At 69.7% G+C, this 7158-nt stretch carries 7 protein-coding genes; 2 read left to right on the forward strand and 5 right to left on the reverse strand.

Translation table 11 applies throughout. The features are described 5' to 3' along the window. Window positions 1–101: 101 nt before the first annotated feature. The 5 genes from ACZ46W_RS35065 to ACZ46W_RS35085 form a co-directional block, all read right to left on the reverse strand. Window positions 102–1214, reverse strand: a complete 1113-nt coding sequence (locus ACZ46W_RS35065) for a hypothetical protein (RefSeq protein WP_468346417.1) — start codon at window positions 1212–1214, stop codon at window positions 102–104. A 145-nt stretch (window positions 1215–1359) separates the two neighbouring features. Continuing rightward, window positions 1360–1989 (reverse strand): RICIN domain-containing protein, encoded by a 630-nt coding sequence (locus ACZ46W_RS35070; protein WP_468346419.1) that lies wholly within the window; start codon window positions 1987–1989, stop codon window positions 1360–1362. A 32-nt stretch (window positions 1990–2021) separates the two neighbouring features. Further along, window positions 2022–2654 carry an RICIN domain-containing protein gene (locus ACZ46W_RS35075; protein WP_468346421.1) on the reverse strand — a complete coding sequence of 211 codons (633 nt, stop codon included), beginning with the start codon at window positions 2652–2654 and terminating at the stop codon, window positions 2022–2024. A gap of 94 nt (window positions 2655–2748) precedes the next feature. After that, window positions 2749–4326 (reverse strand): AbfB domain-containing protein, encoded by a 1578-nt coding sequence (locus ACZ46W_RS35080; protein WP_468346423.1) that lies wholly within the window; start codon window positions 4324–4326, stop codon window positions 2749–2751. Window positions 4327–4738: 412 nt separating this feature from the next. After that, the gene (locus ACZ46W_RS35085) at window positions 4739–5044 is read right to left on the reverse strand and encodes a hypothetical protein (protein WP_468346425.1); all 306 of its coding nucleotides are present in this window, start codon (window positions 5042–5044) and stop codon (window positions 4739–4741) included. Between the two features lie 369 nt (window positions 5045–5413). On the opposite strand from ACZ46W_RS35085, the gene ACZ46W_RS35090 reads away from it, so the two are divergent. Together ACZ46W_RS35090 and ACZ46W_RS35095 are read left to right on the forward strand one after the other, a co-directional pair. Continuing rightward, on the forward strand, window positions 5414–5713 hold the full coding sequence (locus ACZ46W_RS35090) for a DddA-like double-stranded DNA deaminase toxin (protein ID WP_468346433.1): 300 nt from the start codon (window positions 5414–5416) through the stop codon (window positions 5711–5713). A gap of 204 nt (window positions 5714–5917) precedes the next feature. Next, entirely contained in the window at window positions 5918–6772 is an 855-nt protein-coding gene (locus ACZ46W_RS35095; protein WP_468346427.1) for a hypothetical protein, read from the forward strand. Window positions 6773–7158: the final 386 nt, after the last annotated feature.

Here is a 7158-nt window from a genome sequence, read left to right on the forward strand (position 1 = left end):
CGGGCGCTTCCCCGGGCGCTTCCCCGGGCGCTTCCCTGGGCGCTTCCCTGGGCGCTTCCCTGGGCGCTTCCCTGGGCGCTTCCCTGGGCGCTTCCCCGGGCTCAGCCCCGGGTGCGGCTCTCGCCGTCCTGAGCCCGGTCGAACATGGCCTTCCAGAACGCGGCCGCCTCGTCCGCCGCCTGCCGCTCCCCGGCCCAGGCGGCCTCGTGGTCGTCGGCGGTGCCGGAGATCGCCTGCCAGAGGCGCTCGGCGGACTCGCGGGACAACCGGGCGACGTTCCGCCAGTTGTCCGCCTGCGCGGCCGCGGCGGCCTGTTCCGCCTGCCAGGCGCGCTGCGCCGCGCCGGCGTGCTCGGAAACCGCCTGCCAGGCGCGTTCGGCCTCGGCGCGGGCGCGTGCGGCGTCCGCCGCGCCGGCCACGGCCGCCTCCGCCGCCGTGGCCTGCGCGATCAGCCGGGTCAGCGTGTGGTGGCGTACGGCCTCCGCGTCGGCGATCCGCGTCCGGTACGCCGTCAGGTCCAGCGCCGCACCCGTCGCCCAGCCGTAGCCGAAGAACTCCGCGACATCCGCGTCCGTGGAACCGGGCCGCAGCGCCCACTGGGCCGCGACCCGCACCTGCTCGCCAGGGTCCTGCGCGCCAAGACCGCCGACGAACTCGCGGTCGGCGGCGGCGACGTCCAGCCTGTGCAGCTCGCCCGCCTCGCGCGCCGCGCGGTCGCGGCGCTGTGCCTCGGCGTACCCGGACGCGACGAACGCGGCCTGCTCGGCGGCGGTCCCCTTGAGGGCCCGCGTCGCGGCCGCCCGCACCTGCGGGGAGAACTCCGCCGTGTGCGTGGCGATCACCCGCTCGCAGAACGCCTTGTTCCGGGCGCGGGTGTCCCGGGCGCGCTGCTTGGCGGCGTCGAAGCCGCCTCCGGGGGCGAGCCACTCGAGGAGTGCCTGGTCCCCGCGCGAACTGCGCAGCGCGTTCCACGCCGAGGTGCGCACCTCGGCGGCCGGGTGGGTTTTCGCCATCGACGTGACCCGCTTGCGGGCCCCCTCGACGGCGGCGGCCAGCTCCGGCGACAGCGACTGCTGCGGCGAATCGGCCGGTACGGCGGTGACGGCGGTGACGGTGGTCGCCGCTTGCCGCGGTGCGGCGGCCGGGGTGGTACCCGCCCACGCCGGTACGCCGCCCGCGAGGGCGATCGCGCCGGCCAGCGTGCCGACGGTCACCGCCCGCGCGCATCTGAACTGACGACTCAACTCAAGACCCCCTCGGGAATGAAGTACGGTTCACGGCCGCCGGGGCGGGACCGTGCGTACGGTCCCGCCCCGGCGTGACGTTCGACGGCGCGTCCGTGCGCGCCGTCCGGCCGGTTCACGCGACCGGCCGGACCTGCCACAACTGGGCGTCGGAGCGGTTGCAGGTGTAGAGCTGCGCGTCGATGCCGTTGTCCTGCTTGGCGCTGGGCACGTCGACGCACATTCCCTGCGCGTGCGCGGGCTGGAGCTCGTACAGCTTGCGCACGGGGTCGACCAGCATCATCCGCCAGCGCTGGTGTTCCCCCTGGCCGCAGGCGAACTGCTGGACGGCCGCGCCGTTCTTTTCGCTCTTGCCCTGGACCTCGAGGCACTTGCCGCTCTTGACGTTGCGCAGCTCGAAGGTTCCGCTGCGGCCGGCGACGGCGTTCCATTTCTGCGAGTCGGTTCCGTTGCAGGCGTACTGCTGGGCGTTGATGCCGTCCGTGGTCTTGCCGCCCTCGATCTCGAGGCACTTGCTGCTGTGGGCGGCGGTCAGGGTGACGACCTGCTGGTCCATCTTCATGCGGGCGATGGCCTCCGCCCGCGCCGCGGCCGCGACGGCCGCGGCCTCGCGGGCCGCCTCGGCGGCGACGACGGAGGAGGTGGGCGTACCGGGGTCACCGTCGGCCTGGACGGCGGTGGCCGTGCCGGCGAGGACGGCGACTGCCGCGCCCGCGGTCAGGGCGGCCCGGATGATCCGAGACATGTGGGGATCCGTTTCTCTCGCGTGTACGGGGCTCAGGCGGCCGTGACCGGGTGGATGCGCCACTGCTGGGCGAGCGAGCCGTTGCAGGCCCACAGGCGCGCGGTCGCGCCGTCCGTCTTGCTCGCGGACTCGATGTCCAGGCAGCGGTTCGTGTCGGCGGCGAGGTGCGCGGGCCGCAGCTCGTACAGCTCCTTGGCGATGTCGACCATGACCAGGCGCCAGCGCTGGTTGTCGGCCCCCACGCACCACCACTGCTGGACGGCCGTGCCGGTCTTGATGCCGGCGCCCTCCACGTCGAGGCACTTGCCGCTGTGCCCGAAGCGCAGCTCGAAGGTGCCGGCACCGGTGGGCACCATGTCGACGCGCTGGTTGACGGCGTCGTCGGCGCAGGCGGACTGGACGGTGTTGACGCCGTTGCGGAGGCTGGCGCCGGGGATGGTGAGGCACTGGTCGCTGTGCGCGGCCCTGAGCTGGACGCCCGGGGCCACCGCCACGGCGGCGGCCGCGGCCCTGGCGTCGGCGGGGGCCACGGTGGCCGTGGACACCGTGGTGGCCTTGGGAGTCGACGGGGTTCGCGCCTCGTCGGCGACGGCGACGGTCACGCCGCCGATGAGCGCGGCGACACCGGCCGCCACGGCCAGGGCGGATCGGACGATCCGGGACATGGGGTGCTTCCGTTCTTCTCAGGTCTGAAGGGAGAGAGCGCGGCGGGGAGGCGGCCATGGCGCGCGAGTGCGGGGACGGCCGCCTCCCGCGCGGTCAGCGCGCGAGGGGGGTGACGATCTTCCAGGACGCGTCCTGGGCGAAGTCCTTCTCGACGTCGAAGCGGTTCTTCGCGCTCTTGTTGGCCACGTACAGGTCGCCGTAGTACTCGCGCAGGAAGCGGCCCGGCTGGCCGGCCGACTCGAAGGAGGTGCCGGAGCCGCTCAGGCCCTTCTTGGCGCACCAGGTGGCGTCCTTGCGGAACTGCGTGCTGTTGTCGCTCGCGGCCATCCTGACCCGGAGGTCCTTGTGCGTGAGGTAGTGGCCGAGCTTGCGGGAGGACTCGAAGGACCAGCAACCGGGCTGGCCGTTGAGCGCGGGGACGACGATCCAGGTGCCGTCCTCCCGGTCGGTCTGCTTGGACGCGGCGGACAGGGGGGCGATGAACGCCTCCCCGGCGTCGGGCGCGGACTGCCGGATGTAGAAGCCCGCCGGCTTGCCGCTCGCCGGCTGGAAGGACTGGCGCTTGGCCCGGTGCTGCCCTTCCATGAGGAACCGCGCGACGTCCTCGTCGGTGCCGGCCAGGGCCTTCTTGGCGGCGGCGACCAGGTTGGGCTGGACGCCGGTCTTCTCGGCGGCGGCCTGGATCTGGATCGCGAGGCGGCGGTTGGCCTCGGCGATCTGCTTGCGGCGCGCCTCGTCGTCCTTCTTGTACGCCTCTTCGGCGCCGGTGTGGATGAACTGCTTCCACACGGCCGGGTCGGGGCTCAGGACCGCGCGCTGCGCCGCCGCGTAGAGCTCGCTGCTCTTGGCGTCGGCCGGGGCGACGCGCAGCAGTTCGCGGATGAAGTTGTCATCGCTGAGGGCGAGCATGGCCTCGGAGGGCGTGATGCGGAAGAGCGCGGCCGCGTTGGTGCGGGCGGCGATCTCCTTGCGGCGTTCGGCCTCCGCGCGGTCCTTCTCCGCCAGTTCCTTCAACTCGTTGGCGACGTCGCGCTGGTGCGCCTCGCGGGCGCCGTTGGCGATGAACTCCTGCCAGGCGGCCGGCTCGCCGGCCAGGGCCGTCGCGGCGGCGGCGCGGACCTCGGGCCCGGCGGCCTCGTGGCGCATCACGGCACGGATGAAGTTGTCGTCGCTCAGGTCGAGCAGGTCGGGGCTGTTGGGGATGCCGACGGCGATCAGTGCCTGGGACTTGGCGAGCCGGGCGGCACGCGCCGCGTCGGCCTTGTCCTTCTCGCGCTGCTTGTCGACGGCGTACGCCTCGTGGATGCCGGTGACGATGAACTGCACGTGGTCGTCGGCCGATTCGCTGCTCATCGCGGCCTCGGCGGCCTGCCGCACCGCGTCGAAGGTCTCACCGCCGTCACGGGCCTTCTGCCAGAGGGCGTGGATGAAGTCGTGGTCGCTGAGCAGCAGGACGTCCGGGCTCGGGTCCAGGCGGACGACGGCGGCGGCGTCCACCCGCTGCGTGTCGGTGGTGCCGATCCCGGCCGCCGCGGCCGGAGCAGCCGGCGGGGCGGCGATGGCAGCCTGCGGCGCGGCCACGGCGGCGACGGAGGCGACCGCGGTGGCGGTCACGAGTCCGCGCGTGAGGGCTCTCCGCACGCGGGCGGAGTTCGGGTTGCTGTTCTTCATTCGGGTTTCGGTCCCCCTGCTAGGTCCCGCACGCGGTTCCCGACGCGTGCCAGGTGGTCGGGCCGCAGTCTTGAAGATCACTCAAGGGGAGTCAAAGTGGAATTGACAGCTCCTGTCCGATCACCCGCCGGTATAGCCGCTTAACGCATCACTTGAGGCCAATCTTTGACCGAAAGACGACTTGCCTACGCTGGGGCAGAACCCACGAGTAACATGGAACGTTCCATTCCACATGTGATGCGACCAGGAAGTACGGCAGCGCGCAGCGCCTGCGGCACGCCTATGCCCCAGGCGGCACACGGCGCGTCCGGCCCCGGCATCCGGCCCGATCTCACCGGTCCGCATCCGTGCGGATCATGTGAGGAAAAAATGTGGGCCGGTACACATCAAACAAAGCCACCTTCCTCCTGCCTTACCATGCGCCGCCGATCCGCGTCGCGTTGGACGCCGGGTGGGACGGATGACGGCTTGGCCGGAGGAGTCGCTCGGGAACCTCGGCGATCCACTGACCCATCGGGAAGTCGGCGAGGGAGGCCGGCCACCGCTCGGCTTCGGCCTCCCGGTCCTCACGGCCGGGCACGCGGAATAACGGCACCTTGAGGTCGCCGTGGAGCCAGTTGTAGACGACGGCGGTTTCCACCCCGCTCCGCCAGTGCTCGTGCTCGTGTGGCGGTACCTGCGTGCCGATCTCCCCGCACTCGTTCTGCCTCGCCTGCATCACGTCAAGGTGAGCCCCGACCCTGGCGGCAAGGAGGCCCGCCGACTTCAGGCCCGCAAGGGCCTCCGAACAGTCGCGGAAGCCGTTGTCGGCCTGCCCGTCCAGGGCAGGGGTGTCCTGTGGTGGATAGGTGTCGAACCCTGGACGCCGTAGCTGCCTGCTACCGGCAGCAAATGGACTCCCAGGCCCACCAAGACACCCTCAACGCCTGCCGCGCCGAAAACGATCGGATCACCGTGTGGAAGCCGCGTCTTCATAGACGGCAAACGAGTCAAGGCGGCAAATGGCGCCGATGACTGGGTTGTCCACAGCGGTGGCACGGGAAAGACCAAAGACCCCTTGTACCTGCTTGCAGTCGAGTATCAGAAGTTGAGCCCGAATCTACGTAAGTGGGCGGTAGCGAAGAACTTTCAGGGTCTAGATGGTTCCGAGCACACTGAGACCAAGATCGCAGCTTGGATGCGGAAGACCAAGACCAAGAACGTCACCGTTGTGATCAACAACAAGAAGGAAGTCTGTAAATCACCGCAAGGTGGATGCCAGAACTTGGTTCCTGAAATCCTCCCAGAGGGATACACGCTGACCGTTATATTTCAGAAGGAAGGGAAAAAGGCTCCCGAGGCGCCACTCCCGCTCCCGGGAAGGGCCGTGGCGCCCGATGGGGAATAGAGTGCCCCAGGGGGTGATCTAAACTGTCGAAGGAGCCTCCTGTCGTGCCGACCAGGGGGCTTCTTCTTTCAGGCCGTTCAATGCGCCGCCACTCGGTCCCTTATTGGTCGGAGAGCGCAGACCCACGGCTAACCGTAAGGATCGAGCTGACACTCAAGGTGATGGCAGCACATCACCTGTTCGAGCTTAAGTATGCTTGGACAGGTGATCAAGGAACAGATACTGGCGCGCATCGCTGAACCGCTTCCCACTGCTGCCGCGCTGCTGGAGAGCACGGACTGGGATGCTCTGATGGCTCTCTGGTCTGATCCTCTGCCGCTGCGCCAGGTGCTCGAAGACCTTCTGCACCCGGATGCCCAGGTGCGGTTCAAGGCGCTGTACTGGGATCTGGAGCCGATCCGTCATCAAGACAGTGTCTATCCGCCGGCGTTTCATGTCGCGTGCTATCTCGCTGCCATCCTGCCGGATCCTCGTACCACGGCCCTGGGCCAGCCCTGCTTTCCGGGCTCCGACGACCTGCCCACGGTGCGTCACCGGCCCGAACGGGCCAGGCCACTGCGTGCGGGATTGCTGGACTGGATTGGGTTCCTGGCCCTGGACGCCGCCGATACCCGCGATGACGACCCCGACGCTGTCCCGCTGGAGTTCTATCTCGGCCCGGAGTGTGACGACGACCGCTTCACGTGGGACCTGCACGCCTGGGTCGCCGCAGTTGATGCCCTGCGGCCCCGCCTGTTCCCGGCGGTCTCAGCGTTCTGGCATGACCCCGATCCCGAGGTCCGCCATGCCGCGGTGATCGCTTCCCTCCCCTTGGTCCAGCACCCCTCCCTCACGCAGCAGTGGCATCAGCTCTGCCCCCTAGTGGTGCAGTTGCTACGAGAGGTGGTGGATCCGGAGGACGGCTTTTATCGGGTACGCGGGCTGGCCGCACTCTCTATTCACGGCTACGACACTGCCCACTTGCGTCTGCCCATCGATGCTGATGCCGAGCGGAAATGGTCCTTGTGGTCCACCCCGGAAATCCGCGAGCGCCATTACTCCGCTCCGCCGGGCATCTGACAACAGCGCCGAAGTCGCCGCTGTCGGGTCGCCGTCCCCCTGTGGCGCCGGGGAAGCCGACGGTTACGGTGACTTCAACATGGTCAAGCGCCGCGAGTTCATCCTGCCCGCAGGCGTCGTTTATCCCAGCGCCGTGCGCCGACTGCGCTCGGTCACCATCCACCCAGGCCATCTGGCCTGTCTGCACGGGTCCACTACTGTCACCCTTGGGCTGTGTCTGGGCCCGTTCGCGATGCAGGCTGCCTGTACCTGTCTTCCCGTACTCGGGAGGCCATCGCGGGGTGGGAGGAGGGGTTGTGGCTTGCCGGGGATGACGTCTGTTCGGGGAAGAGCTCGCTTGACCCTCATGGGTGGAAGTGGCCGTCATGGGGATCTAGGGAATCAAG

It is taken from the genome of Streptomyces sp. NPDC031064 (assembly GCF_055570965.1).